A 23,787-nucleotide genomic window follows, 5' to 3' on the forward strand; every position below is an offset into this window, starting at 1 on the left:
GAGGTCTCACAGGGCCTTGATCGCGCTGTGGACCGCGTCGAGGAGCGTCGCGGCTCTGCGGTCCGGCACGCCTTCCTGGATGTGGTTCATGACGTAGCCGAAGGCGAGGCCGCTCGCGGGGTCGGCGAAGCCGAGCGAGCCGCCGTAGCCGGGGAAGCCGAAGGCGGTCGGGCTGTACCAGAAGGCGTCGGGGGTCGGCAGGCCGAAGCCCGTGCCGATCCGGACGGGCACCCGCAGGACGCGGTCGATGCCACTGGCCTGTTCCGCGGTCGCCGCGGCCAGGGTGCCGGGCGTGAGAACGCGATGCCCGTCGACCTCGCCGATGAGCGCGGCGTAGAAGCGGGCGAGCGCGCGGGCCGTGCAGATGCCGTTGGTCGAGGGCATCTCGGCGAGCTGCTCGCCGGGGTCGTTGTGGTTCAGCATGGGAGTGATGACGGTCATCGACCGCATGGTCAGCGACGTGGGGTCGGTGTAGGCCCGCATCACCTCGCGCGCGGGCTCGGGGAGGGCGTCCAGGTCGATGCGGGCGAGCGCGTCCAGGTCGAGCGGCGGGGCGATGATCCGGCTGACCCGGCGCTGCTCGGACTGCGGCAGTCCGATCCACAGGTCCAGGCCGAGCGGCGCGGCGATCTCCTCGGCGAGGAACGTGCCGATGCTGCGGCCGGTCACCCGGCGGACGACTTCGCCGACCAGCCAGCCGTACGTGTGCCCGTGGTAGCCGTGCTCGGTGCCCGGCTCCCAGGAGGGGCGCTGGGCGGCCAGCGCGGTCACCATCGGGTGCCAGGCGATCGCCTCGGCGGGGGTGATCGGGTGGTCGAGCGCGGGCAGCCCGGCCTGGTGGGTGAGCAGCCAGCGGACCGGGATGCGCTCCTTCCCGTTGGCCGCGAACTCCGGCCAGTAGTCGGCGACGGGCGCGTCGAGGTCCAGCTCGCCCCGCTGGGCCAGCAGGTGCGCGCAGGCGGCGGTGATGCCCTTGGTGGTGGAGAACACGATCTGGAGGGTGTCGCGCTCCCAGCGGCGGCCGGTCTCGGGATCGGCGATCCCGCCCCACAGGTCGACGACTTTCCGGCCGTGCAGATAGACGCCGACCGCGGCGCCCACTTCCTGCTCGCCGGCCAGATTGGCGGCGAACGCGGCACGTACTCCTTCGAATCCCGGTGCGGTCTCCCCGCCGATTTCGGACATGAGGCATCGCCTTCCGTGTGTGGTGTGCTGCCGGGAACTGCTACCTGCGCCACTTCTCGATGAGCCAGGCGCAGATCTCCGGCTCGGTCATCTCGGGGAACTCTTCAGTGAACGTGGCGAGCGCGCGCAGCGCTTCGTCCCGGTCCAGGCCGCGGGCCATCGCCGCCTTGAGGTAGTCCTGGCGTGCGGCGGAGGGACGGCCTCCGCCCGCGCCGCGGCCGGGCAGGCCGTTGCGCCACCGGACGATCTCCTCCAGGCGATCGGCCCGCCAGCCGGGAGCTCCGTCGACCTCGACGTCGGGCTCGGGAAAGGGGTGCTGCGAATCGCTCGGATAGCGGGAGCGCCACTTGTGCACCGCGTGCCGAGTCACCCCTAGCGCCTCGCCGAGGCCGAGGACTCCGAGGAAGTGCTCGGTCATTGTGCACCAACTTCGTCTGTCCGGGCCTCCTCCGTGGGTCTCATGTCTACCACGCTACGAACATCGTCTCTGAGGGAGACGACATTAGAGGAGATGCCGTAACATCGTCAACAACGAAGACAATGTTCCGGCGGCCTGCGGCTCTACCGGGGGACACCTTTCGGTCATGTCGGTACGAGATGCGACGATCGAAGTCGTCGACCCCCTGAGCGATTGGCGCAGCATGACAGACGAACACGGCCGGAAGGCTCTCGTGGTGCGAGGCGGATGGGAGGGCCACGCCCCCGTCGAGGCCACTGAGCTCTTCATCCCCTTCCTCGAAAAGCACGGGTTCGAGGTGCATCGGGCGGACTCCCCGGCTCCCTACGCCGACCCGGAGCTCATGTCCGGCGTGGACCTCATCGTGCAGTGCTACACGATGGGCACGATCGAGCAGGCGGAGCTGACCGGCCTGGAGGCCGCGATCCGCGCGGGCACCGGAATGGCCGGCTGGCACGGCGGCATCGCCGACTCCTTCCGCAACTCCTCCGACTACCTGCACCTGATCGGCGGCCAGTTCGCCTGCCATCCGGGCAAGGACCCGGCCGAGCGGGAGGGCTCGCAGGCCGACAACTTCGTCCCCTACACCGTCAACATGCTGCCCGTGGAGCACCCGATCACGGCGGGGATCTCGGACTTCGACCTGGTCACCGAGCAGTACTGGGTGCTGACCGACGACTACGCCGACGTGCTCGCCACCACCACCCAGAAAGTACGCCCATGGGACCCGTGGCACCGCGAGGTCACCTCCCCGGCGATCTGGACCCGGCAGTGGGGGGCGGGCAAGATCTTCGTCGCGACCCCCGGGCACAGCCTGGACGTCCTGCGGGACGACAACGTGCGCACCATCGTCGAAAGGGGCCTGCTGTGGGCCGCCCGGTGAACGTCGGCGTCGTAGGCTGCGGCGCCATCTCAGCCCAGTATTTCCAGACCATCGACCGGCTCCCGCAGCTCCGGCTGGTGGCGGTGGCCGACCTGGACCTTGATCGGGCGAGAGAGGCGGTGCGGCCCTACGCGGGGGTCGATGTGGTGAGCGTGGCGGACCTGCTCGCGGATCCGCGTGTTGACGTCGTACTCAATCTGACCATTCCCGCCGCCCACGCCGAGATCGCGCTGCAGGCCATCGCGGCCGGCAAGGACGTCTACTGCGAGAAGCCGCTGGCGGCGACGGCCGAGGACGCCGGGCGGATGCTGCGGGCGGCCGGCGAGGCGGGCGTGCGGGTGGGCTGCGCGCCCGACACCGTGCTCGGCACGGGCACGCAGACGGCGCGCAAGGCGATCGACGACGGCCTGATCGGCAGGCCGGTGGCCGCGACCGCGACGATGATGACGCCCGGCCACGAGCGCTGGCACCCCAACCCCGACTTCTACTACGTCCCCGGCGGCGGCCCGCTGCTCGACATGGGCCCCTACTACGTCACCAGCCTGGTGACCCTGCTCGGCCCGGTGACGACGGTCATCGGCGCGGCCAGCCGGACGCGGGCCAAGCGCACGATCGGCTCTGGCCCCCGCCGCGGCGAGGACATCCCCGTCACCGTCGACACCCACGTCACCGGCGTGCTCGTGCACGACTCCGGAGCGCTGTCCACGCTGGTGATGAGCTTCGACGCGGCGGCCACCAAGGCGCCCAACATCGAGGTGCACGGCGAGGCGGGCTCGCTCGTCGTGCCCGATCCCAACCGCTTCGACGGGTCCGTCCTGCTCTCCCAGGTGGGGGAGCAGGGCTGGCGCGAGCTGCCCGTGTCGGCCGGCTACGCCGAAGGCGGGCGCGGCGTGGGCCTGGCCGACTTCACCGCGACCCCGGCCGGCGAGGAGCCCCGCACGAGCGGCTCGCTGGCGTACCACGTGCTGGACGTCATGGAGTCGCTGCTGGCCTCGGCGGGCTCCGGCACGGCGGTGAGCATCACCAGCACCTGCGAGCGCCCATCGCCCGTGCTCCTGCAGCCGGGCGGCTGACCGCCACGTCGTGAGCGCGCTGCGGGGCCGCCCGGCCCCGCGGCGCCGCTCACTCCTCCGGCGCCAGCCGGGCCGGGAAGCCGCCGGTCGCGATCGGTCCCCAGCGGTCCATGGTGATGCGGATCAGCGACTTGTCCTGGCGGCGCATGGCGGCGCGGTAGTCGTCCCAGTCGGGGTGTTCGCCGGCGATGCACCGGAAATACTCGACGAGCGGCTCAAGGGCCTCGGGCATGTCGAGCACTTCCGCATGCCCGTCGACCTGGACCCACGGGCCGTCCCAGTCATCCGACAGGATGCAGATCGACACCCGCTCGTCACGGCGGACGTTGACCGCCTTGGCCCGGTCGGGATAGGTGGACACGACGATCCGCCCGCTCTCGTCCACGCCGCAGGCCACCGGTGAGAGCTGCGGCCGGCCGTCCGCACGGGTGGTCGACAGCAGCCCGTGATGCCTGGGCCGGACGAACTCCAGCAGCTCGGGCAGTTCGACGCGGCGGGCGGTCGCGATGTTCGGAGCCATCTCAGATGCCTTTCGGTGATATCGAGCTCCGATCCTTTCATCCGTGCACGTCCGGAGAGGTCAGGCGGTCGCTCTCGGCGAGGTCGGGTCGCGCGGCTCCTGGCGGTGGCGAGGGCCGCTCCGCAAGAGCGCTCGGGCTGCCGCCGGTCGAGCTCGGCCTCGACGAAGGGGGTGACGTCGGCGTCCGTTGCTCAGCCCGTTGAGTAAAGCTTGGGAGAGACCTGCATCGCCACTGCCCCGCAGCCCGCCCGGCTTGCCCGGCGCGCGCGCGAAGCTGGCCATGAACACGTACCGGCCTCGGGCAAGACAAGCAGGTTCTCATGGTTGGACGATCTCTCGCCGCCCTCGCCCTGACCACCGTCCTCGCGCAACCGGCCCCGGCGTACGCCGTGACGCTGGAGGAGAAGATCGCCGCGCTCGACGGGCTCACCCAGCCGACCGCCCTCAGCGCCGCGGCCTGGCTCGGCGCCTGGCAGCACCGGGGATCATGGGCCGACTACGCCTTCGACTGGTCCACCGACCTGTGCTCATCCAGTCCCGACCGCCCGTTCGGGTTCGACTTCCGGATGCCCTGCACGCGGCACGACTTCGGCTATCGCAACTACAAGGCCGTGGGCCGGTTCCCGGCCGGCAAGGAGCACGTCGACAGCGCGTTCCTCGCCGACATGCGGCAGGTGTGCGCCGGCTACGGCCGGCCCGCGAGGTCCACCTGCGAGGGGCTCGCCTGGTCGTACTATCAGGCGGTCCGGCGGTTCGGCGCTCTCGTGGGCAGGGGCGGTGACCTGCCCTCACAGGTTGACCAGGCCGATCCCGACCAGTACGAGGCCGGCGACGGAGGCTACGGCGCGCAGCGTGTTCCAGCCGGTCCACTTCGGTGAGTACTCCTGCCACGACATCTTCCCCGCGTCGAGGGCGTTGTTCATCGGCACGTTGATCGCCACCGTGACGAGGAACGAGCCGGCGAAGTTCACTGCCGCGCCGGCGAAGAACCAGAGCGCGGCGGGCGCGTCCGCGAGGAACCCGGCCACCAGCGCCGCGATCGGAGCGCCCAGGAACACGAGGTACAGCCACGGGTTGAGGATCTTCCTGTTGACGCTCCGCATGGCCGCCTCGGCCTGTTCGGGGCCGATGGCGTTCAGGCCCGGCATGACGGACATGGAGAAGGTGTAGAACAGGCCCGAGAGGACGCCGTGCAACGCGAGTGTGACGAGAGCCAGAATCAACATGCCCCTATGGTGATCGCTGGTGGCCGAGACGGTCCATGGCCGGTGCGCTCAGTCCCATACGCGTCCGTCCACGCGGCGCCTGCTCACTCATGTCACAGCCGAGCGGGGTGAATCGTCTCAGGGGGCATGACGAACCTGGAACAGAACACAGAGCAGAACACAGAACAGACCTCGGAGCAGACCTCGGTGCTGATCACCGGCGGCAACAAGGGACTCGGTCTTGAGGCGGCCCGGCGGCTCGGGGAGCGGGGCTGGACGATCTTCCTCGGCTCGCGGGACGAGGGCAGAGGGCGGGCGGCCGCCGGCAAGCTCACCGCCGGTGGGGCGAACGTGGTCATGGTCCCGCTGGACGTGACCTCGGACGAGTCGGTGGCCGAGGCCGTACGGCTCGTACGGAAGCACACCGACCGGCTGGACGTGCTGATCAACAACGCCGGCGCGCCAGGAAGGGTGGTAGCGCCGGCGGACGCGACGGCCGACGAGATCCACTCCGTCTACGACACCAACGTGTACGGGCCGATCAGGGTCACGCACGCGTTCCTGCCCCTGCTGCAGGCGGCCGACCACCCGCGGGTGGTGATGGTGTCCAGCGGCGGCGGCTCCTTCGCGGTCGTGACCGATCCGGAGCAACCCGTCTCGAAGATGCACGAGCTCGCCTACAGCTCGTCGAAAGCGGCACTGAACATGATCACCGTCCGGTACGCCCAGGCGCTCCCGAAGATCAAATTCAACGTCGCCACCCCCGGAGAGGTGGCGAACCGCGCATTCGCCGCCACCGACATGAACAATCACACCGGCGTGCTTACGGTCACCGAGGGGACCGACTCGATCGTCAGGCTCGCGACGATCGACGCCGACGGGCCGAGCGGGATCTTCGTCGACCGCCTCGGCCCGGTTGCGTGGTGACCGCAGCGCTGCCGGCGATCCATCGGGGCGGGGGTCACCCGGCTCATCGCCATGTCACAGGCGGCCGGGCTGTCTCGTCTCGGGCAGTGGAGGCAGGCAGGCTCTGATCGGGAAGGCGATGGTCATGCGGGGGTTTGTGGCAGGCGGGACCGGGGCCATGGGGCGGCCGGCCGGCGGGTCGCGGCGGCGACAGCCGGTGGGTGAATCTGGACGAAACGGCGTCCGCTACGGTCCTGTCTGTGAAGTGGCAGACCAGAGGGCGGTCGACATCGCCGACGAACCGGCTGCGGGAGCGGCGCACCCCCTCCTGGCGGCAGAGTCTCAAGGAGGGGCCCGCATGACTCGCGCCGAGGAGTTCCAGGAGCTGCGGCCGCTGCTGTTCTCGATCGCCTACCGGATCCTGGGCAGCGTGACCGAGGCCGAGGACGCGGTCCAGGAGACCTGGCTGCGCTGGGAGACCTCCCCGACGCAGGCGAGGTCGGCCAAGGCCTTCCTGTCGGCGGTGGTGACCAGGATCTCGATCGACGTGCTGCGCTCGGCCCGCGTCCGGCGCGAGGAGTACGTCGGGCCGTGGTTCCCCGAGCCGCTGCTGAGCGACCCCTACCAGGACCCGGAGCGGTCGGCGGAGCTGGCCGACTCGCTGTCGATGGCGGCCCTGCTGCTGCTGGAGCGGCTCAGCCCGCTCGAACGCGCGGTCTTCGTGCTGCGCGAGGTGTTCGGGTTCGGCTTCCCGGAGATCGCGTCGGCGGTGGATCGCTCGGAGGCGGCGTGCCGCCAGCTCGCCACGCGGGCGCGCCGCCACATGGACGCGGGCCGGCCGCGGTTCGAGGCCGACCGGCGCGAGCGCGAGGAGCTGGCCGGACGGTTCTTCGACGCCTTCAGGCAAGGGGACGTCGACGGGCTGACGGAGCTCCTCGCCGCCGACGTGCACCTGGTCGGGGACGGCGGGGGCAAGGCCCCGCAACTGGCCAGGCAGGTCATCGGCGCCCAGAACGTGGCGCGGGTGCTGGCCGCGATCGTCGCGCCGTTCTTCCGGATCGGCGTCGTCGTGGAGCCGCACCAGGTGAACGCCCAGCCGGGCGCGCTCTTCCGCGACCGGGACGGCAAGATCCTCGCCACCTTGGCGCTCGACATCCTCGACGGGCAGATCCAGGCGGTCCGTACGGTGGTCAACCCCGACAAGCTCGGGCACATGGGCCCGGTGGCGGACGCCTGGGCGGTCAAGCGCGAGATGAACCAGGCGCGCCGGCCTCCGCTCGGAGCGGATCCGGCTTGAGGGCCTGCGCGGCGCGTCAGGGCCAGAAGAACACCAGCGCGGTGAGGACGAGGCTCAGGGCCACGAAGCCCGGGGTCCTGGGGTTGCGGACGGCCTCCCGGTGCGAGGAGACCACCAGCGTGGCGGCCAGGGCCAGCGCGGTCAGCAGGTGCAGGCCGTACCACACGACCGTGGGGAGCCGGCCCAGGACGGTGCCGGACAGCAGGTCGTCGACGGAGCCGTAGCCGGCGAGCGCGCTGAGCAGGACCAGGCCGAAGCCGAGCAGGGCGGGCGCGTACCGGAACCGGCCGAGCACGGCCCAGACGGCGGTGCCCAGCACGAGCAGGAGCGAGGAGCTGTGGTGCAGTTGCCGGACGAGCAGGCCGCCGGGCACGTCGAAGCTGATCTGGAGGGCGGATCGGTAGGCGTCGCTCATGGGGACGCCGCGCAGCGGCTCGTAGCCGCCGTCGTAGAAGACCGTGCGGTTGTCAGGCGTGTAGTGGAAGGCCAGGAAAGCGCCGGTGCCCAGGACGACTAGAAACCAGTAGATGAGCATGTCGCCCACCAGCTGCCTCGCACGCTCCATTCGGCATATTTCACCATAAGGAGCTGCGGTCCGCGGGCTGGTCACGCTCGCCGGTTTCTGTCGCCCGCCGTTGCTATGAATGGCCATCGTCCCGGTCTTTTCACAGGAACGAGTCACGTCATGACCACACCCCCCTCCTTCACCCTCCTGGCCGGAGGCTGACATGGGCGTCCTCGACGGCCTCCCGGCCGAGCCGCGCGGCTGGCTGGAGGAGCTCGACCAGCACACGCTGGAGGTGTTCGGGCAGCTCGACGCCACGCTCACGCAGGTCGTGAGCGGCTACCGCTATCCCGACGACGCCCTGCTGAAGCAGCTCGGCAAGGGCTGGGGCGACGCCGAGTGGCGGGCCATGTCCCTGTGGGTGCAGCTGATCATGCGTACGACCGACGGCAGCATGATCACCACGCCGCTCCCCACGGCCCTGGCGCAACGCAGGCTGCGCTGGCGCCCCCATGAGCTGGACCTGCTGTGGCGCACCGCGCTCGCGAGCGAGATGCGGCGGACCGACATCCCTTATCGCATCCCGATCTCCGCGATCAAGCGTCTGACGGTCGCCGAGCGGGAGCCGTTGCTGGCCTACCTCCGCCGGGCGCAGCGCGACATCGACGAGTCCGGATCGTCCGACTGGCAGGCCAAGCGGGTGCTCGACGCCCTCCTGGCCGAGCACCCGACGGCCGACCCCGCCGACGCGGTCCGCTCCGTGGTGCCGGACGGCGACGGCTTCGCCGTGCTCCTGCGCGAGGAGTACGGCAAGCGGCTCGGGCAGCCGGAGCTGGTCCCGCTCCTGCGTCACTGGGCCGATGCCACGGCGGCCGGCCCCACGCCCAAGTGGGCGGCGCGGGCCGCTGAGCTGCTCACTCCCGAGGCGGCCGGCGTGCTGCGTGAAGTGCTCGGCCGGCTGCCCGCCTACCGCGAAGGGCCGGCGCACAACGGCTATCGCGAGGTCACCACCTATCTCCGCGACCGTACGGCCCACGTGCTGCGCGGGATGATCTGGACCTGCGAGCCGATCGACGAGCCATGGGTCACCGGGCTGCTCGGCGACATCGCCGTGGCCGCCGGCACCGGGATCGGCGGCTCGGGCGCCAACTCCCGCAGCGAGCTGCTGGCCAACGCCGCCATCGGGGTGCTGGGGCGGCGCGGGGGCGTGGCGGTGGTCCCGCAGCTGGCCCGGGTGCAGGCCAAGGTGCGCAAGAAGAGCCTCCTGACCAAGGTGAGCCGGACTCTCGACGCGATCGCCGTACAGACCGGGCTCTCCCCGGACCAGCTCCTCGAGCGGACCGTCCCCACCTTCGGGCTCGGCCCCGACGGCACCCGTACCGAACAGGGCCTTCGGCTCTCGCTGGACGGCACCGTCACCTTCGACGGGCGCAAGGCCATCCCCAAGGCGGTCGACCGGCAGTTGCTCGCCGAGCTCCGGGCCACCGCCAAAGAGCTGAAGAAGACGGTGCCGGTCGAGCGCTTCCGGATCGAGCGGGCGCTGGCCACCGAGCGGATCTGGCGCTGGCACGAGGTCTGCGAGTTCTACCTCGACCATCCGCTCACGGGGGCGTTCGGCCGGGCGCTGATCTGGGAGATCCTCCAGGGTCCCGCCGGGATTCCGGTTCAGGTGGATGGCACGTGGGAGCTGACGGACCCTGCCGGGCGCCGGATCCAGCCGCATCCCGACACCCCCGTCCACCTGTGGCACCCGATCTCGCACACCGCCGCCGAGGTGCGGGCCTGGCGTGACCACCTGATGGAGATCGGGCTGCGCCAGCCGTTCAAGCAGGCCTTTCGCGAGGTCTATTTGCTCACCCCCGCCGAGGAGGAGAGCCTGCACCACTCGCGGCGCTTCGCCCGCCACCTGCTGCGCTACGGCCAGGCCAAGGCGCTGCTCACCGACCGCGGCTGGACCGGCCTGTCGCTGGGCTGGTGGGACGGCGCGGGTGGATCGGACCGTTGCGAGGCCGTCAAGCAGCTCCCCGGCGGCCTGACCGCTTCCTGGCACTTCTCCCTTGACCCGCACGGTTATGAGCGCGACGGCTACGGCAACACGGCCTCCGTCTGCGTCAGCGAGGAGCTCGGTTTCGTCGGCGCGGACGGCGGCCTGGTGCCGCTGCCCGAGGTGCCGCCGCTGACCCTGTCGGAGACGCTGCGTGACGCCGACCTGGCCGTCGGCGTCACCTCGACCGGCCTGGACCCCGAGGGACACGGCGAATACTGGCAGTCCTTCGGCTTCGGCGACCTGACCGAGTCGGCCCAGGTCCGCCACGACGCCCTCACCGGGTTGCTGCCCCGCCTGAGCATCGCCGAGCGCTGCACGCTGACCGACCGGTTCCTGCGCGTACGCGGTGATCTGCGGACGTACAAGATCCATCTCGGTTCGGGCAACATCCTCATGGAGCCCAACGACGCCTACCTGTGCATCGTCCCGCACGGGTCAGGCGACCAGGTCTTCCTGCCGTTCGAGGAGAACGGCGGCCTGCTGTCGGTGATCCTGTCGAAGGCGTTCCTGCTGGCCGCCGACACCCGGATCACCGACGCGTCCATCACCCATCAGCTGCGCGTCACGTGACGATCCGTCTTCGCCAGGGCCGCACGGAGCATCCTGGGCACCAGCAGGCGGTGGACGGCGGACAACGGCGGCCACACGAGCCCGCCCACGGGCCGGTCATAGCGCAGCAAGGTCGCGATCGACACGCGTTCGCCGGCGACCTGCACGATCAGGTTGGCGCTCAGGAACCAGGATGCGGTCTCGAGCCGCAGCCAGCCGTCGCCGCGTCCGGAGATCCGCCATCCGGCCACGGTGTCCGGCGACCGCCCTTGGCTGAGCCGGAGCCCGAGGAACCCGCGCCAGATCAGCCGCTCACCGGCGTTGGGGACGTCGCCGAGCATCGCCCGAGCCCACTGCTCCGGCGTCGCCTCCGTGTCCGCGCCTGCGGTGAGGGTGAAGAGGTCGGCGTAGTCGATGCCGTCCAATGAGCTGAGAGCGCGGATCGAATCGGGGAGGTTGTGCGGTCCCACGGCACTTTCCACCGCGGCCACAGTGCTGCCTTCCAGACCTGGGCTCATCTTGCGGTCTCCATTCATGTATACGCTGCCGTATAGACAGAGGCTAGCTCGACTATACGGTGCCGTATATATGGTGGAGAGGTGAGGTAGGACACATGGCGGGCACGACGCGGACGCCGCGTGACAGGTGGATCGAGGAGGGGCTGCGGGCGCTGGCCGCCGGTGGCCCGGATGCGGTCCGCGTCGAGGCGCTGGCCAAGAAGCTCGGCGTCACGAAAGGCGGGTTCTACGGGTTCTTCGCCGACCGCGACGCGCTGCTGACGGCGATGCTGGACGCCTGGGAGCGGGAGAGCGTGGACGAGGTGATCGAGCGCATCGAGCGCGAGGGCGGCGACCCGAAGGTCAAGATCCACCGTGCGGGCGTGCTCACGTTCTCCAGCGACCGCCTGCTGCCCATCGACCTCGCGGTCCGTGACTGGGCCCGGCGCGACGAGGCGGTCGCCGTACGCCTGCGCCGGGTGGACAACCGGCGCATGGCACTGCTGCGCGAGATGATCGGCACCTTCTGCGCCGACCCCGACGAGGTCGAGGCCCGCAGCCTGATCGCCTTCTGCGTGGCGATCGGCGCGCACTTCCTCGCCGCCGACCACGGCGACCGCACCCGCGCCCAGGTCCTCGGCCGGGCCGCAGACCTGCTGCTCAACCGCCCGCACGGTCAGCAGTGAGCAGCGGTACGCCCGAGGCCTGGCCCATTCCAGCGCCACGTCGAACGCCGATCCGCCCGCGGCCTTGCCGACCCACGAAGGTGGACACCACTGCCGGCGCTCCGCGGTGAGACTGCGCCGCGTCAGTCGCGGGGGCGGCTCACCACCAGGTCGGCGAACAGCGGCAGATGGTCCGAGGCGTCGCTCGCGACGACCGTGGCCGACCGGACCTCGACGTCCGCCGAGGTGAACACGTAGTCGATGCGGGCCTCGGGACCCGTCGCCGGGTGGGTGAAGCCGTCTCCCGAGCCCGCCCGCGACCAGGTGTCGGCCAGCGTCTCGGAGAGTGCGCGGATCTCCGGCGCCTCGGGCCGGGCGTTGAGATCCCCGGTGAGGACCACGGGCCCCTCGTGCGCGGCGACCAGAGGCTGGATGGCGCGCACCTGGTCGAGGCGCTCGTTGGCGTCGTTGTGCTGGAGGTGGGTGTTGAACACCTGCACGCGCACCCCGCGTACCTGGACCTGGGCGCGCAGCAGGCCGCGCTGCTCGTGGCCGTCGTAGCGCGGCAGCAGGGTGTTCTCCCAGTCGAGGATGGGGTACCTGGACAGGATCGCGGTGCCGTACTGGCGGCGGGGGGCGCCGCCGGTGAGCGGGTCGAGGTCGAGGTTGGCGCCGTAGACGACGTGCATGCGCAGCCGCTCGGCCAGCCACGCCGCCTGGTCGGCGAGCTCGCTCCGCTCCGACCAGTGCCGGTCCACCTCCTGCAGGCCGACGATGTCCGCCCCGCCCGTGCGGATCACGCCGGCGACCCGCTCCAGGTCGAGCCGGTCGTCGGTGCCCTGGGCGTGGTGGAGGTTGAAGGTGGCGACCCTGACCTGACGGCCGGGCGCGCCCGAGGCGGTGGCGTGGGCCGCCGTGGTGGTGATGGACGTCAGGACGAGGACGGCGGACACGGCGTATTTGACCAAGCGTGACACGAACATGCGGAGATCATCGCGGCCCGTCATGACATCAGGGTGGCCGATCGGTGTAAGGCTACTTACCGGTCGCCGCCGCCCGCGCAAACGGGAGATTTCCGCACCGGGGGGCGTTGCCAAGCTGCGGTGGCGGTGGTCGACTCAAGGGCAGCGGCGGGCCCTCTGGTGGGCTCGCTGGATCAGACCTGCACAAGGCCGCCGGCGGGGTGGTGAGGTGTGGCCCGGCTGCGGCGCGCGCCTCGATGGGAGAGCCTCGTGAAACGGTCCGTACGTCCCGCTCGGTTATGCGTGTCGCGTGTCGCCGGTGATGCCGCTCCGAGCGGGAAGGCGACGTCGTCATGAGCCCTGAGCCGCCCATGAGCCCCAAGCCGCAGCCCGCCGGCCCGGAGCCGTCCACGAGTCGCGAGCCGTCCATGAGCCCGGCGGCTTCCACGAGCCCCGCGCCGCGCCACCGACCCCGAGCTCCGAGCCGGGCCGGTCGCGGGTGCAGAGCATCATCGACGGCTTCACCATGTACACGGTCCTCCGGGCCGCGCTGCAGCTGTCGATCATCGACCTGCTGGCCGCCGCCCCCCGCACCCTGGACGACCTGGCCGGCGCCGTGGCCGCCGCCACCGACCTCGGCCGTCCCGACGAGCGGCTGCTCGCCCGCCTGATGCGAGCCCTGCGGCACCTGGGCCTCGTCGACCTGGACGTCGGCGGCCGGTACCGCCTGACCGCCGACGGCGAGCCGCTCATCAGCGACCGCGACGACTCGCTCGCGCCCGCCGCGCTGATCTGGGGAACGGACCTGTGGCGGGACTCGGCCCACCTGCTGCACCTGACGATCGCTCGCGGCGTGCCGGTGGCGCTGGACACGTACGAGGTGTCCTCGCCCTATGCCTACCTGCACAGCCGCCCGGCCGAGGGCCGGCTGTTCAACGAGTTCATGCGGACCCGCAGCCATTCGGTCGCCGATGCCCTGGCCGCGCAGGACCTGTCACGCTTCGGCAGCGTCGCCGACATCGGCGGCGGCACCGGGATCGTCCTGGCCAGGCTGCTGCAACGCAATCCGGGGTTGCGCGGCACGCTGTTCGAGCTGCCGGAGGTGGCCGCAGAGGCCCGGCAGCACCTGGGCGAGCTGGGCCTGGACGCGGTGACGGTGGTGGAGGGCGACATGTTCGCCGACCCGCTGCCGCCGGCGGAGCTGCTGCTGCTGTGCAACGTCGTGCACAACTACGACGACGAGCGGGCGGTCAAGCTGCTGGCCCGGGTCGCGGAGCTGATGACGGCCGGGGCCGAGCTGTGGATCGTGGACTCGATCGTCGAGGACGACCCGGTGAGCTCGCCGACGTCCGGCGTGGCGCTCGACGTCAAGATGCTGACGCTGTTCGCCAGCGGGCAGGAGCGCACGCTGGGCGACATCGGCACGCTGCTGGGCGAGGCAGGCCTGGCCGTCGTGCGTACGGGCCTGTTACCCCACGGCCTGAGCCTGCTGGTGGCCAGACCGGGCTGAGGGGCCGTGCGCGAGAGGGGTCCGAGCCGGCGGGGGCAGGCCGCGGTCATGGGCCGGTGGCGCCGTCGCGCGTCCGCTTCGGAGACCCCGGTGCTCAGCTCGCCGGCTGAGCGGGCTCGGCCTGCCCGTCGCCGAACACCTCGCTGACGAGCGTCTGCGTCACCTTCTGGAACGCCTCGGCCATGGACATGCCGGCGTCGTCCACATAGGTGATCGAGGCGGTCAGGGTCCTGCTGCCGTCGGGGGTGCTGTACATCAGCGCCGCGTAGCCCGCGATGCCACCGTTGTGGGTGATGAGAGTGCCGCCGTTCGGGCCGTCCTGGACGAACACGCCCAGGCCGTAGCCGACCTTGGCCTCCGGCGTGCACATCTCGGCCAGCAGCGGGGCGGGCAGGAGCTTGCCGCCCACCAGCGCGGAGATGAACGTGTGCAGGTCCTGCGTGGTCGAGATCATGTCTCCGCCGCCGGAGATCCAGGACGGGTTCTGGCGGGTGACGTCGACCGTCTTCTGCTCGCCGTCCTCCTCGTAGCGGTAGTAGGCGTGGGCGTGCGGGACGGGGAGGTCCGTCCGGGTGTCGGGCACCACGGTTCCCGACAGCCCGAGCGGGCCCAGGATCAGCCGCTGCATCTCCTCGGCGAGCGAGCGGCCGGTGACCTTCTCGACCAGCAGCCTGGCCAGCACGTAGTTGGTGTTGGCGTAGCTCCAGTCCGTCCCCGGCTCGAAGCGTGCGGGCTTGGACAAGGCCAGCTCCACCAGCTCCTCCGGCCGGTAGGTCCTGAACCGGTTGTCCACCCACTCCTGGCCCGACCAGGCGATCCCGGGCGCGAACGTCCCGTCGGGGAAGTACTCGCCGGTGAAGTTGAACACGCCGCTGGTGTGCTGCAGCAGCATCCGCACCGTGATCCGCCGGTCCAGCCCGAACTCGGGCAGGTGGTCGGCCACCGAGTCCTCCAACCCGATCCTGCCCTCGGCCACCAGTTGCAGCACCACGGTCGCGATGAAGGTCTTGGTGTTGCTGCCGATCCGGAAGTGCCCGTTCGTCGGCGGCTTGGCGGTCCCGCCCAGCTCGGCCACCCCGGCGCTGCCGGCCCACTCGCCCCGCTCGTCGTGCACCCGCAGCTGCACCCCGACGAACCCGGCATCGACGATCTCCTGGATGGCCTTCTCCAGCTCCGGGCGATCCTGCCCGGCGGCGGCCGTCACGGGCGCGTCCGCCAGGTCGAGGGCTTCGGTGATCTTGCGGGTCATGTCGGCCAGGGCGGGGCTGGGGCGGCCCTGGTGGGTCCGGGCGGCGGCTTCGACGGCGACGATGACCGTGCGGCGGAAGTTGCCGGCCTCCGTCGGGGCCTGCTGGTTGAGCAGGCTCATGGCCGACGTCAGGGCCGGCAGCACGTGGTCGGCCAGTTCGGCCACCGACTTGCCGGACAGCTTGATGTCCTTGCTCTTCGCGGCGAGCACGTGTCCGATCAGGCCGGTCGCTGAAGCCAGGGCGATGGAGCCGTCGGTGGCGATCTTGTGCGGCGAGCCGGCGGCACCGGCGGCGGCCATCAGCGAGACGGCGCCGTAGGCGGCGGTGCGCAGGGTGGCCTTGTCCTGGTCGGTCAGGGTGATGGACATGCTGGTGTGCTCCTTCAATGACGCTGTCAGAAATTCACGTGAACGGATGGGATGTCACTCAGCCGTCGGCCGCGATCGTCGAACCGTTCATGGCGTTCACGATCGCCGATCGCTCTGATACCGGGCCGTCGCCGTCCTGACACCGCCGCTGACGCGGCACCGCCTGGCCGGCACGAGCGCCGGCACGAGGGCCGGCCGGCGGCCGTCAGGCGGCGAACATCCGGGCCGTCTTCCTGCCCATGGCCTGGTTCCTGGTGAGGTAGGGGCGTAGTTCGCGGCCGTCGAAGAGGCGGTGCTGAGGACGACCAGCACTCGGCAGTGAGCTTCCTGCCGTACGACGTGCCAGACTTCGCCGGGCGGGGAGGCCGAGCTCGAACGGCTCACCGACCTGGACGGCGCCCACGCCATGTCCGTCGAGGCGCTCTCGAAGCGGAACGCGGCCGGCCCGCCCCAGCCTTCTCCGGCGCCCGGGAGCACTGTCAACGGGCACTGCGACTCTTCAGGGGGCGGGCAACCGCGCCGGCACGGGGATAGACCTGGCGAGATCCACCGGCAACTGGGCGCGCCCGATCTGGCCCGCGACCGCCTGGAGCAGGCCCAGCGGATCACCCACGAGCCTGGGCCCGCACCCACGCGCGGGCGCCGCTCCTCCTGCTCGAAGGGCTCGGCAACCCCGCCGCCGCCGACGCCGGAGCCCTCCTCTAGAAAAGGGCGACCGTCACCAGCGGACCGGGACCTCGCGAAGTCCGCCGACGAGGAGACCTTCGACGCGCCGCAGGTCCCGCTCCGGCACGGCCAGCTCCAGGGTCGGCAGCTTGCGCAGCAGCGTCTCCAGCACGACCTGCAGCTCGGTGCGGGCCAGCGCCTGGCCGAGGCAGGAGTGCGGGCCGGCGCCGAAGGTCAGGTGCGGGTTGGGGCTGCGGCCGAGGTCCATGTCGTCGGCGCCGGCGAAGACGCTCTCGTCGCGGTTCGCGGCCGGCATGCTGCACAGGACGGTGGTGCCGGCCGGCAGCGTACGGCCGTCGATCTCGACGTCCTCGGTGAGGTAGCGGCGCAGGCCGAAGCCGAGGTTGGTGTCGAAGCGCAGCGACTCCTCCACGGCGGTGCGCACGAGGGAGGGGTCGGCGAGCAGCCGCTCCCACCGGGTGCGGTCCACCAGGAGCATGGCCACCATCTTGCCGATCATGTTGGCGGTGGTCTCGTGCCCGGCGACCAGCAGCCCCATCGCGGTGCTGAGCAGCTGGGCGTCGGTCAGCCCCTGGCCCCCTTCCTCGCCCTCCTTGATCAGCATGCCGATCAGGTCGTCGGTCGGGGTGGCGCGCTTGGCGGCGACATGGCCGGACATGTACTGGGTGAACTCGCCCATGCCCTTGCCGGTCTCCTCGCGGGAGTAGCGGGAGGTGCTCAGCATCATGTCCGACCAGCGGGAGAAGCGGTCCCGGTCTTCGGCCGGCACGCCGAGCATGTCGCAGATCACGTACACCGGCAGCGGGAAGCCGACCCCGGCCTTGAGGTCGGCGGGCGCGCCGCCGCGCACCATGTCGTCGATGAGCCGCTCGGCGATCTCGGTCATGCCGGGGCGCAGGGCCGCCATCCGCTTGGCGGTGAAGTACTTGCCGACGAGCCGCCGCCACTGCTGGTGTCCCTCGCCCCGGTCCGGGACGGACGAGGCCATGTCGCCGTTGGCGGCGGCACCGCCCGATCCCTCCGTGGTCACCCGGGCGGCGTTGTCGCCGGCGGTGGGGCGGGCGAAGCGCGGGTCGGACAGCAGGCCCTTGACGTCCTTGTGCAGGGTCAGCAGCTTGGCGTGGTCGCCGCTGGGCAGCTCGACGGTGGCCACCGGGCACTTGGCGCGCAGCCGCTCCCACTCGGCGGGCGCAGACAGCGCGGTCTCATACGGCAGCGGGTAGGGCAGGACTTCCTCGTTCTGGCTCATGCAAGGTCTCCCTCGATGCGGGACGTCGGTGCGGTGGACGCGTCTCCGTGGGGTCGGCGGGACGGCGAGGTGATCGCTCCTGAGAGTCCGTGGGACGCGGAAGCCGTCATGACCTGCACCATACACACGGACTGCATGATGCACAAAAGGTGCATAATGCCTATTCGGAGCAGCGTGCACATTGACGTATCGTGCAGGTGAACCCAGGCACGATCGGAGGCAGCCCGAATGGATGCCGAGCAGGCGGGCGCGCGCATCGAGCGCGAGCTGCTGATTCTCACGCGGCAACGCGAGCTGACCACGCCTCGCCCCGCGCTGGGTGACGACCGCCTCGAACGCAGCGCCTACGTGCTGCTCACCCGGCTCGACATACAGGGCCCCATGTCGATCGCCGACTTCGTCGAGGCGTTCGGGCTGGCCGCCTCCACCTTCAACCGCCAGACGGCCGCCCTGCTCAAGGACGGCCTGGTTGAGCGCACTCTCGACCCCAACGGCGGGATCGCCCGCAAGTTCCGCATCACGCGGAAGGGCGCCGAGCGGCTGGCCGCCGAGCGCGGCAGGCTCACCACCGGCGTCGCCAAGGTGCTGGCCGACTGGCCGTCCGAGCGTTTGGAACGTTTCGTCGCCGATCTTGAGCAGTTCAACATGGACGTCGAACGGCTCAGCGGGCGGATCTGGCCCCGCTGAGCCGCGAGATCGGCGTCGTGCGGTCAGTTGTCCCAGTTGTCGTTGCTGATCTCTTCCCAGGAGACGGGCCACTCCCGGATCTTGTTGCTGGCGAAGGCGTACTGGTTGAAGACGGCCGGGCTCGTGATCCAGCGGAAGCGCCCGATCCGGGCGTCGTAGATGTAGACCTTGGGCGAGCTGGGATCCCTGATCAGATAGGCGTCGCTCCACAGGTGGGACCCGCCGAAGCAGCTCGACACGGTGTCGCCGGGCCACCGCGTGAGGCCGTCCCAGGTGTTCCACAGCTGGAAATAGACGGTCTCGTTGGGAATGGCGTACGCGACGCCATCAGGACCCGCCAGATAAACCCTGGTGGAGGTGCCTATCTGGAACCGCTTTCCGTGCGCCGGGCAGGCGGCCGCCGTGGCGTCCCCGGTGGGCGCGGCGATCGAGGCCCCGGCCGTTCCCGGCGACAGGGACATCCCCAAAGCGAGAACCAGGCCGGTACGGCCGAGCACGCGATTCTTGAACACCGATCCTCCTGCTGCCGCGTTCATCCTTTTCCCCTGGCAGCCATTTCATAGGTCGGCTTTCGCCGGGAAAAGGACATTCACCGGACATTTCGCGGACAACAAAAGAAAAGCCTTTCACCCGGCGGTGGCCGCCGCGCCCACCTCTTCGTTCGACAGCGCCCGTGGCCAGACCGCCACGTCGGCGACGGCGCCCGGCCAGAAGTCCACGGGGGTGACGTAGGTGGCACGCCCCAGGTAGAAGGGGCCGGAGGCGAGGCGTACCGGCTCGGTCAGGGCCTTGACGCCGTCCAGGCGGCCGTCGACGTAGATCCGGATCTCGCCGGCCGGGCCGGCCTGCCGGTCGTAGACCGCGGTGAGGTGGACCCAGGTCCCGAGCTTGGCCCCCGTGGCGGCGACGACCCGTTCCGCGTCGAAGCTGTTGGTCCCGTGCACGGAGAACGTCCAGTACGAGCCCCGGGCCGGGCAGAAGCCGTCGGGCTCGTCGGCCCCGGTGCACCGCAGGTGCTGGAGCGTGTACGCGAACACGTCCTGGGTCGAGTCCTGGCTGAGCACGGCGGCGAAGGCGGAGGTCGCCGGCAGCCGGTCGATGCGGGCGCGGGCCGCGACGGTGAAGCTCCGGGCCGGATCGGCGACCGTCGTCCCGCTGGTCGCGGCGTACCCCTTGACCCCGTCGAACAGCAGCGCGCCCTCCGCCGCCGCGGGCGGGCGGCCGTCCCAGCGGGCGCCGGGGTACAGCAGCAGCTTCGAGCCGGCCGCGGAGCCGGCGGAGTCGGCGGCCTGCCTGCCCGTGCCCTCGCCGAGCCGCCAATGGCGGCTCGGTGCGGCGGGCAGCGCCGCGGCCGGCTCCGGGCTCTTCGAGGCGGGGGCGGCCTCGGGGGTCTCCTGGGCGGCGTTGCGGAGGATCACGACAGCGGAGGCGCCGAGGACGACCAGCACGGCGGCGGTGGCGGCGATCAGCAGGCCCTTGCGGGCGCCGCGCACTCCGGCCGGCGCGGTGGGCAGGACGGCGGGGCCCGGCCGGCCGGGCTGCTGGAGGGCGAGCTGCCGGAGCTCCGGATCGGTCACGGTGCCGTGGCCGATCAGCGTCTGCAGCACCTGGAGGGCGGTCGGCCGCTCGGCGGGGTTCTTGGCCCGGCAGCGCGCGAGCACGTCACGCAGCGGGGCGGCCAGGTCACCCAGGTCCGGCTGCTCGTGCAGGATCCGGTTGGCCACGGCGGCGAAGGGCGCCTTGCCGAAGGGCGGCCGGCCGGTCGCGGCGAAGACCACCGTGGCCGCCCAGGCGAACACGTCGGTGGCGGGGCCGGTGGGCTGCTCGTTGAACTGCTCGGGAGTCATGTACGGCGGCGTGCCGACCATGGAGTTCGTCGTCTGGCCGCCGGACTCCAGCGCGCGGGCGATGCCGAAGTCCACCACGCGCGGCCCGTCCGGGCCGATCAGGACGTTGGCCGGCTTGAAGTCCCGGTGGACCACCCGGGCGCCGTGGATCGCGGCCAGCGCGGTGATGGTGTGGGTGGCCAGCCGCTCCAGCGCGTGGCCGGTGAACACGCCGTTGCGCTCCACCGCCGCCTGTAACGACAGGCCGGGCACGTACTCGCTGACGATGTACGGGCGCTCGCCGAGGACGTCGGCGTCCAGGATCGCGGCGGTGTGGGCCTGCGGGACGCAGCGCGCGGCGTCCACCTCGCGGGCGAACCGGGCGCGGGCCTGCGGGGCCGGCAGCCCGCCGTCCCTGAGCACCTTGATGGCGACCGGCCGCCCGCCGGGGTCGCGCCCGAGGTAGACGACCCCCTGACCGCCCATCCCGAGACGCCCCTGTACGGCGTACCGGGCGATCTGCCGGGGGTCATCGTGTTCGAGCGGAAGAAGGTTGGTTTGGTCGATCATGGCACCTTTACTCGGGTCACGGTGCGAGGCAGGGGATGAGCCACGTCAGGCGCCCGGCGGGGTGCAGTCGAGGATGACGTGCCCTAGCGCGGTGCGGCGCGCGCTGGCCAGGCCGAGCCCGGCTCTGGCCACGAGGGCGACGTAGTCCTCGACGGTGCGTTCGCGGCCGCCGTTGAGCACGAGCATGCGCAGGTCCATCTCGGTGAACCCGGCCGGGTCGTCGGTGCTCCTGTGCGAGTCGATCACGACGACGCGTCCGTGCGGCCCGGCCGCGTCGGCGCACCGGCGCAGGATCAGCAGGGCCTCGTCGTCGCTCCAGTCGTGCACCACCCGCCTGAGCACGTACACGTCGCCGCCGGTGGGCAGCGGGTCGAAGAAGCTCTGGCCGGCGAACTCGCACCGGGCGGCCAGCCCGCGCTCGGCCAGGTGCCGCCGGCCCCGATCCACCGTGTCCGGCAGATCGACGAGCGTGGCCCTCATCTCCGGTCCGGCCCGCAGCAGCTCGGCGAGGAAGATGCCGGTGCCGCCGCCGACGTCGACCACGTGCCGCACGCCGGACCAGTCGTATCCCTCGGCCGCGTCGGTGACGTAGTCCGGTCCGGTGGCCATCAGCGCGTCGAACGACGCCCTCATCTCCGGGTGCGCGGCGAGATAACTCCAGAGCGGGGCGCCGAAGACCGTCTCCCACCCCGGTCGCCCGGTGCGGACCGTGTGCAGCAGACCGGCGAACGCCAGGTCCATCTGCCCGCCGAAGCCGCCCAGGTCGAGTTGTGCCCGCATCCCGGAAGGATGGCCGGAGGCCAGCAGCGCGGCTGGCTCGTTGACGGCGAACCTGCCCGGCTCCGGCTCGGTGAAGACGCCCCGGCAGACCAGATGGCGCAGCAGCCGCTCCAGCGCGTCGGCGTCGCTGCCGGACCGGCGGGCCAGCTCATCGGCGGGCACCGCGTCGCCGGCCATCAGGTCGGCCAGCCCCAGCGAGGCCGCGACTCGCACCGCCATCGGCGTGACCAGGTCGGTCACGGGGGCCAGCACTTCCCAGGCCGCTTCCCATGCCGATGGCCGGCCTTGCTCCTCGTGATCGTCTCCGGTGCTGATCACGGCCACGGCCTTCCTCTAGCGGGATCAAGGCTTGCCCGCCGGAAAAATTACCACGCGCCCGGTCGCCGGGAAATGTCGTGAAAGGGGTTGGACGGTGGGCGTTATCGTGTCTTCGTGACGATGCCGAGCAGCGATACCGAAGGGCCGGAATCGAGGTCCACCCGACCTCGGGCCTTCATCGTCACCACCTACGGCTTGTACGCCCGCGAGGTCGGCGGCTGGATCAGCGTGTCCGCGCTCATCCAGCTGATGGGCCAGCTCGACGTCGACGCGCCGTCGGTGCGTTCGGCCATCTCCCGGCTGAAGCGCCGGGGCCTGCTGGAGGCGCGCAAGGTCAACGGCTCGGCCGGGTACGGCCTGTCGCGCCAGGCCAGGGAGATCCTGGACGAGGGCGATCAGCGGATCTTCGGCCGCCGCCGGGCCGAGCTGGCGGACGGCTGGCTGCTCGCGGTCTTCAGCGTCCCGGAGGCTCAGCGGCAGCAGCGGCACCTGCTGCGGTCACGGCTGAGCTGGCTCGGGTTCGGCGTGACGGCGTCGGGGGTGTGGATCGCGCCGCACTACCTGTACGAGGAGACCCGCGAGGTGCTGGAGCGCCACGACCTGTCGGGTTACGTGGACCTGTTCCGCGCCGACTACCTGGCCTTCGGGGACGTCGCCGAGCTGGTGGCCCAGTGGTGGGACCTCGACGGGCTGCAACGGCTCTACGACGAGTTCCTGAGCTCGTTCTTCCCCGTACGGGACCGCTGGCGGCGAGCCGACGCCGGCAGCGACGCCGAGGCGTTCGGCGACTATGCGCGGGTGCTGACCGAGTGGCGGCGGCTGCCGTTCCTCGACCCGGGCCTGCCGCCGGAGCTCCTGCCGCCCGACTGGCACGGGGCGCGCGCGGCGGCGCTGTTCGACGAGCTCCGGGAGAAGCTGACCGAGCGCGCGCACCGCTTCGCCACCTCGGTGATCGAGGAACACTAGAGCCGGGCGCCTTCGCGCCTATGGCGTGCCGGCGATGAGCCGCTCCTCGGGGATGACGGCGACTCCCAGGATCTCGATCATCGCCTCCGGCTGCCACAGGGCGGTGCAGCCGATGCCGGCCATGGCCGGGTAGACGGGCCCCGCGAGCTCGCGCCAGGCGCGGCCGATCTCCTTGCCGTGCGCCTGGTAGTCGGGGATGTCCGTCAGGTACAGCGTGATGCTGACCAGGTCCTCCGGCCGGCCACCCACCTCGCGCAGCGTGGCGAGGAGATTGCCGAAGGCCTGGCGGAACTGCTCGACGATGCCGCCTTCGACGATCTTCATGTTCTGGTCGAGCGCGGTCTGGCCGCCGAGATGGAGCGTGTTGCCGACCAGGGTGCCGTGCGAGTAGCCGCTCGGGACCGGCAGCTGGGCCGGGTTGACAGGAATCGGGGTCATCACGCCTCCGTCGAGTGAGGTCCGCTGTGGCCGGGCAGCCGCGGCAGCGGTATTGACTTTATATGACGTACGTGAAAAAAACGCCATATACCAACGTAGAGACGTCCGGTTGGAGGCGCGAGCATGAGGTTTGCCACGTTGACCGAGGCAGACGGCCGTACGACGGCGGCGGTCAGCCTCGACGGCGGCTGGCGCCGGCTGCCGGCGCCGCACCTGTCGGCCTACCTCGCGGCCTTCCACGACCGGCCGGTGGCCGGCCTGGCCGGCGAGGAGATCGAGGGCCGCCACATGGCGCTGCCGCTCCCCGAACCGGGGAAGGTCATCTGCTGCGGCCTGAACTACGCCGACCACATCGCCGAGACGGGACGCGACCTGCCCGCCCACCCC

At 71.2% G+C, this 23,787-nt stretch carries 24 protein-coding genes and 1 pseudogene; 12 read left to right on the forward strand and 13 right to left on the reverse strand.

Annotation, left to right across the window (positions count from 1 at the left end; translation table 11 throughout):
• Positions 1-6: 6 nt before the first annotated feature.
• A complete protein-coding gene (locus ETD85_RS30795; RefSeq protein WP_138693307.1) occupies positions 7-1,185 on the reverse strand; it encodes a serine hydrolase domain-containing protein in 1,179 nt (392 codons plus the stop codon).
• A 40-nt stretch (positions 1,186-1,225) separates the two neighbouring features.
• Positions 1,226-1,603 carry a hypothetical protein gene (locus tag ETD85_RS30800; protein WP_138693308.1) on the reverse strand — a complete coding sequence of 126 codons (378 nt, stop codon included), beginning with the start codon at positions 1,601-1,603 and terminating at the stop codon, positions 1,226-1,228.
• A gap of 166 nt (positions 1,604-1,769) precedes the next feature.
• Between ETD85_RS30800 and ETD85_RS64830 the strand changes: the two genes are divergently transcribed.
• A complete protein-coding gene (locus ETD85_RS64830; RefSeq protein WP_138693309.1) occupies positions 1,770-2,525 on the forward strand; it encodes a ThuA domain-containing protein in 756 nt (251 codons plus the stop codon).
• Complete coding sequence (locus tag ETD85_RS30810) at positions 2,510-3,598, forward strand: Gfo/Idh/MocA family protein (protein WP_206058758.1); 1,089 nt, start codon at positions 2,510-2,512, stop codon at positions 3,596-3,598. The genes ETD85_RS64830 and ETD85_RS30810 overlap by 16 nt, the downstream gene beginning before the upstream one ends.
• 49 nt (positions 3,599-3,647) lie before the next feature.
• On the opposite strand, the gene ETD85_RS30815 is transcribed toward ETD85_RS30810, so the two are convergent.
• Positions 3,648-4,118 carry a PPOX class F420-dependent oxidoreductase gene (locus ETD85_RS30815; protein WP_138693311.1) on the reverse strand — a complete coding sequence of 157 codons (471 nt, stop codon included), beginning with the start codon at positions 4,116-4,118 and terminating at the stop codon, positions 3,648-3,650.
• A 320-nt stretch (positions 4,119-4,438) separates the two neighbouring features.
• Between ETD85_RS30815 and ETD85_RS30820 the strand changes: the two genes are divergently transcribed.
• On the forward strand, positions 4,439-4,996 hold the full coding sequence (locus tag ETD85_RS30820) for a phospholipase (protein ID WP_138693312.1): 558 nt from the start codon (positions 4,439-4,441) through the stop codon (positions 4,994-4,996).
• Here ETD85_RS30820 and ETD85_RS30825 read toward each other — a convergent pair.
• On the reverse strand, positions 4,907-5,344 hold the full coding sequence (locus tag ETD85_RS30825) for an anthrone oxygenase family protein (protein WP_138693313.1): 438 nt from the start codon (positions 5,342-5,344) through the stop codon (positions 4,907-4,909). The two genes, ETD85_RS30820 and ETD85_RS30825, sit on opposite strands and share 90 nt — an antisense overlap.
• A gap of 126 nt (positions 5,345-5,470) precedes the next feature.
• On the opposite strand from ETD85_RS30825, the gene ETD85_RS30830 reads away from it, so the two are divergent.
• Both ETD85_RS30830 and ETD85_RS30835 read left to right on the forward strand, forming a co-directional pair.
• A complete protein-coding gene (locus ETD85_RS30830) occupies positions 5,471-6,250 on the forward strand; it encodes an SDR family NAD(P)-dependent oxidoreductase (protein ID WP_138693314.1) in 780 nt (259 codons plus the stop codon).
• A gap of 337 nt (positions 6,251-6,587) precedes the next feature.
• The gene (locus ETD85_RS30835; protein ID WP_138693315.1) at positions 6,588-7,526 is read left to right on the forward strand and encodes an RNA polymerase sigma-70 factor; all 939 of its coding nucleotides are present in this window, start codon (positions 6,588-6,590) and stop codon (positions 7,524-7,526) included.
• A 16-nt stretch (positions 7,527-7,542) separates the two neighbouring features.
• On the opposite strand, the gene ETD85_RS30840 is transcribed toward ETD85_RS30835, so the two are convergent.
• A complete protein-coding gene (locus tag ETD85_RS30840) occupies positions 7,543-8,091 on the reverse strand; it encodes a cytochrome b family protein (RefSeq protein WP_138693316.1) in 549 nt (182 codons plus the stop codon).
• Between the two features lie 163 nt (positions 8,092-8,254).
• Between ETD85_RS30840 and ETD85_RS30845 the strand changes: the two genes are divergently transcribed.
• Positions 8,255-10,648 carry a DUF4132 domain-containing protein gene (locus ETD85_RS30845; protein WP_138693317.1) on the forward strand — a complete coding sequence of 798 codons (2,394 nt, stop codon included), beginning with the start codon at positions 8,255-8,257 and terminating at the stop codon, positions 10,646-10,648.
• On the opposite strand, the gene ETD85_RS30850 is transcribed toward ETD85_RS30845, so the two are convergent.
• Entirely contained in the window at positions 10,630-11,145 is a 516-nt protein-coding gene (locus ETD85_RS30850; RefSeq protein WP_138693318.1) for a DUF2867 domain-containing protein, read from the reverse strand. The two genes, ETD85_RS30845 and ETD85_RS30850, sit on opposite strands and share 19 nt — an antisense overlap.
• Positions 11,146-11,240: 95 nt before the next feature.
• Here ETD85_RS30850 and ETD85_RS30855 point away from each other — a divergent pair, with 95 nt between their 5' ends.
• Complete coding sequence (locus ETD85_RS30855; RefSeq protein WP_138693319.1) at positions 11,241-11,810, forward strand: TetR/AcrR family transcriptional regulator; 570 nt, start codon at positions 11,241-11,243, stop codon at positions 11,808-11,810.
• A 122-nt stretch (positions 11,811-11,932) separates the two neighbouring features.
• On the opposite strand, the gene ETD85_RS30860 is transcribed toward ETD85_RS30855, so the two are convergent.
• On the reverse strand, positions 11,933-12,772 hold the full coding sequence (locus ETD85_RS30860) for an endonuclease/exonuclease/phosphatase family protein (protein ID WP_138693320.1): 840 nt from the start codon (positions 12,770-12,772) through the stop codon (positions 11,933-11,935).
• Between the two features lie 478 nt (positions 12,773-13,250).
• Here ETD85_RS30860 and ETD85_RS30865 point away from each other — a divergent pair, with 478 nt between their 5' ends.
• Entirely contained in the window at positions 13,251-14,261 is a 1,011-nt protein-coding gene (locus ETD85_RS30865) for a methyltransferase (RefSeq protein ID WP_420847256.1), read from the forward strand.
• Between the two features lie 94 nt (positions 14,262-14,355).
• Here the strand turns inward: ETD85_RS30865 and ETD85_RS30870 are convergent, their stop codons facing one another.
• Positions 14,356-15,879: a serine hydrolase domain-containing protein gene (locus ETD85_RS30870; protein ID WP_240779544.1), complete on the reverse strand. Its 1,524-nt coding sequence runs from the start codon at positions 15,877-15,879 to the stop codon at positions 14,356-14,358.
• Between the two features lie 17 nt (positions 15,880-15,896).
• On the opposite strand from ETD85_RS30870, the gene ETD85_RS66945 reads away from it, so the two are divergent.
• The gene (locus ETD85_RS66945) at positions 15,897-16,019 is read left to right on the forward strand and encodes a hypothetical protein (RefSeq protein WP_276617290.1); all 123 of its coding nucleotides are present in this window, start codon (positions 15,897-15,899) and stop codon (positions 16,017-16,019) included.
• Positions 16,020-16,597: 578 nt separating this feature from the next.
• Here the strand turns inward: ETD85_RS66945 and ETD85_RS30875 are convergent.
• Entirely contained in the window at positions 16,598-17,815 is a 1,218-nt protein-coding gene (locus ETD85_RS30875) for a cytochrome P450 (RefSeq protein WP_138693322.1), read from the reverse strand.
• A 228-nt stretch (positions 17,816-18,043) separates the two neighbouring features.
• Here ETD85_RS30875 and ETD85_RS30880 point away from each other — a divergent pair, with 228 nt between their 5' ends.
• Positions 18,044-18,502, forward strand: a complete 459-nt coding sequence (locus ETD85_RS30880; RefSeq protein WP_138693323.1) for a MarR family winged helix-turn-helix transcriptional regulator — start codon at positions 18,044-18,046, stop codon at positions 18,500-18,502.
• A gap of 23 nt (positions 18,503-18,525) precedes the next feature.
• On the opposite strand, the gene ETD85_RS30885 is transcribed toward ETD85_RS30880, so the two are convergent.
• From ETD85_RS30885 to ETD85_RS30895, 3 genes are all read right to left on the reverse strand, one after another.
• Positions 18,526-19,014, reverse strand: a complete 489-nt coding sequence (locus tag ETD85_RS30885; protein WP_138693324.1) for a hypothetical protein — start codon at positions 19,012-19,014, stop codon at positions 18,526-18,528.
• 114 nt (positions 19,015-19,128) lie between these two features.
• Positions 19,129-20,898: a protein kinase domain-containing protein gene (locus ETD85_RS30890; RefSeq protein WP_138693325.1), complete on the reverse strand. Its 1,770-nt coding sequence runs from the start codon at positions 20,896-20,898 to the stop codon at positions 19,129-19,131.
• 45 nt (positions 20,899-20,943) lie between these two features.
• A complete protein-coding gene (locus tag ETD85_RS30895) occupies positions 20,944-21,996 on the reverse strand; it encodes a methyltransferase (RefSeq protein ID WP_206058759.1) in 1,053 nt (350 codons plus the stop codon).
• Between the two features lie 120 nt (positions 21,997-22,116).
• Here ETD85_RS30895 and ETD85_RS30900 point away from each other — a divergent pair, with 120 nt between their 5' ends.
• Entirely contained in the window at positions 22,117-22,962 is an 846-nt protein-coding gene (locus ETD85_RS30900) for a PaaX family transcriptional regulator (RefSeq protein WP_138693326.1), read from the forward strand.
• A gap of 18 nt (positions 22,963-22,980) precedes the next feature.
• Here the strand turns inward: ETD85_RS30900 and ETD85_RS30905 are convergent, their stop codons facing one another.
• Entirely contained in the window at positions 22,981-23,400 is a 420-nt protein-coding gene (locus ETD85_RS30905) for a RidA family protein (protein WP_138693327.1), read from the reverse strand.
• 138 nt (positions 23,401-23,538) lie between these two features.
• On the opposite strand from ETD85_RS30905, the pseudogene ETD85_RS30910 reads away from it, so the two are divergent.
• Positions 23,539-23,787, forward strand: a pseudogene (locus ETD85_RS30910) (fumarylacetoacetate hydrolase family protein); the annotation flags it as partial.

This window comes from Nonomuraea zeae (assembly GCF_005889725.1).
Taxonomy (GTDB): Bacteria; Actinomycetota; Actinomycetes; order Streptosporangiales; family Streptosporangiaceae; genus Nonomuraea; species Nonomuraea zeae.